Source organism: Luteibacter sp. UNC138MFCol5.1 (assembly GCF_900110505.1).
Taxonomy (GTDB): domain Bacteria; phylum Pseudomonadota; class Gammaproteobacteria; order Xanthomonadales; family Rhodanobacteraceae; genus Luteibacter.
Genome location: NZ_FODZ01000007.1, coordinates 1 through 2,308 on the forward strand (window position 1 = coordinate 1; position 2,308 = coordinate 2,308).

The window sequence follows — 2,308 nt, forward strand, 5'->3', positions numbered from 1 at the left end:
ACTCGACCCTCAACTACCTTCCGCCAGCAGAATTCGAAGCACTGGCGGCTCAATGCTCCTAGCTCGTGGTCCAGGAAAGTCCAGCCACTACAGCCCTGCGCGCGACATCTTTTGGAGCCAGACGCAACAGGCCCCTGCTCCTGCGATTCCGCGTTCCGTCCGGGCATCAGATCCAGACGGTATTCCAATACGGATAATCGCCGACCCGCGCCACCAGACCGGCCCGTACGGGGTTCGCGATGACATATCTGGCCGCGGCCTTCACGTCGTCGTCCTCGCGAATCGCCCTGTCATGGAAGGCGCGTTGCCACACCGGCGAGACACGGCCTTCCGCCCGAAGCGCCTTGGTAACGCGCGATTTCATCGCTTCCACCACCTTGGAAAGTTCGCTCTCGCGAAGGTGGATGAGCCCATGCCAATGGTCGGGCATCAGTACCCAGGCGATGCAGCTGGCATCTCTCCAGGACCGTTCCGAATGAATCGTCCGGCACGCGGCCCGCGCGGCCCGGTGATTCCGAAACAGCGGTGCCCGATTCCACGTGCACGTGGTAACGAGATAGATCCGTCCGGGCTCCGATGTCCGGCCGATACGCAGCGCTGCTTGCCCGGGCTGGATGATCATCCCGGCGATCATGTCTCCCGGTCCCATCCGTGAGAAGCGGTCACGGCCGCATCGGCGCGTCGGCCCCCAACGCCGATGTAGGAGCGCGCCCTGCGCGCGACATCTTTTGAGGCTGTGAGCCACAGGTCCTGCGACTCCTCGCGAAAACATGTCGCGCGCAGGGCGCGCTCCTACGACGAGGCGCCGGCATCTCGCACCAAGCCCTCGCTTATGGCATCGTCGGCGGATGCCAGCACCCCAGCCAGCCCACTACTTCCGTCGTCTCGGCATCTGGGATGCCGCGATGATCGTCATCGGCGGTGTCATCGGCGGGGGCATCTTCCGCACGCCGGCCACCGTCGCGCAGCTCACCAGCTCCGGCACCGAAGTCATCGTGCTGTGGACGCTCGGCGGCCTGCTCACCCTCGCGGGTGTCCTCTGCTACGCGGAACTCGGCGCCAGGCGGCCCCAGGCCGGCGGCACCTACGTCTATCTGCGCGAGGCGTTCGGCCAGCTTCCGGCCTTCCTCTTCGGCTGGACGATGGCGCTCATCAACTATCCCGGCAGCGTCGCCGCCGTCGCGACCACGTTCGCCGACTACGCGTGCCGCGCCATAGGCCTCCCGCACGAATGGGTGAAGCCGTTCGCCGTGGGCGCGATCACGTTCATCGTCACGGTGAATCTCTTCGGCATTCGCGCCGGTGCCCTGGTGCAGAACATCTTCACCGTGCTGAAGCTTGGCGCGGTCGCATTGCTCATCGTCGTCGGCCTGTACCTCGCGCGCGGTCATCTCGGCGCGGCGTTCGTCGCCGATCCCACGAACGACGTGCCCGCCAGCACCATCATCGGTGCGCTGCTCCCGGCGCTCTTCGCTTACGGCGGCTTCCACTACCTCAACGACCTGGCCGGCGAAGTCCGCGATCCGCAGCGAACGCTGCCGCGCGCGCTCGGCCTCGGCATGGCGAGCGTCGTGGTCTGCTACGTGCTGGTCAACATCGCGTACATGGCCGGCCTCGGTCACGCCGGACTCGCCGCGAGCACGGCGCCCGCCGCCGACCTCATGCGCCGCGTCTTCGGCGAATCGGGCGCCACGGTCATCGCCGTCGGCATCGCGTGCTCCACCTTCGGTTATTGCAGCATCGCGATCGCGGGCGGCGCGCGCGTGCTGCAGGTGATGAGCGCGGACGGGATGTTCTTCCGACCGATCGCGAAGATCGAGCCGCGGACGGGCGCACCGCAGTTCGCGCTGGTGGCGCTCGGCGGCTGGGCGATCGTGCTGATCCTCTCCGGCAGCTTCAACGCGCTGCTCAATTACACGACCGTCGGCGAGTGGCTGTCGCACGCCTTCGGCATCGCGACCATCTTCTGGTATCGCAAGAAGCTGCGTTCGGAGCCGTCGCCGTACCTGGTGCCCGGGTACCCGTGGCTGCCGATGGTGTTCTCCACCACGGTGCTCTGCGTGATCGCGGCCACGGCGATCGCGGCGCCGGGAGATGCCGGCATGAGTCTGGTGATCATCGCCCTTGGCGTGCCGGTGTACTACCTGTGGCGCCGGAAGTCGGTCGCTCGCTGATCGAGATCGCCGATACGATCGGCTCCCACCCTCCGGTAGCCGTCTCGCCGCAAGCCACCTACCGAAGGGTGGGAGCCGATCGCATCGGCGATCCCGCGCAGCGGCACGCTCGCGATATCTCACCTACCGAAGGG

At 66.9% G+C, this 2,308-nt stretch carries 2 protein-coding genes; one reads left to right on the forward strand and one right to left on the reverse strand.

Features of this window, described 5'->3' with window-relative positions; translation table 11 throughout:
* Window positions 1-166: 166 nt before the first annotated feature.
* The gene (locus tag BMY69_RS16950) at window positions 167-634 is read right to left on the reverse strand and encodes an REP-associated tyrosine transposase (protein ID WP_255364595.1); all 468 of its coding nucleotides are present in this window, start codon (window positions 632-634) and stop codon (window positions 167-169) included.
* Between the two features lie 214 nt (window positions 635-848).
* Here BMY69_RS16950 and BMY69_RS16955 point away from each other — a divergent pair, with 214 nt between their 5' ends.
* Complete coding sequence (locus BMY69_RS16955) at window positions 849-2,174, forward strand: APC family permease (RefSeq protein ID WP_090055443.1); 1,326 nt, start codon at window positions 849-851, stop codon at window positions 2,172-2,174.
* The last annotated feature ends 134 nt before the right edge of the window (window positions 2,175-2,308 follow it).

Excerpts from the sequence above, each read along its gene's own strand:
- BMY69_RS16950 (WP_255364595.1), bottom strand. The coding sequence starts at position 634 with ATGATCGCCGGGATGATCATCCAGCCCGGGCAAGCAGCGCTGCGTATC.
- BMY69_RS16955 (WP_090055443.1), top strand. The coding sequence starts at position 849 with ATGCCAGCACCCCAGCCAGCCCACTACTTCCGTCGTCTCGGCATCTGG.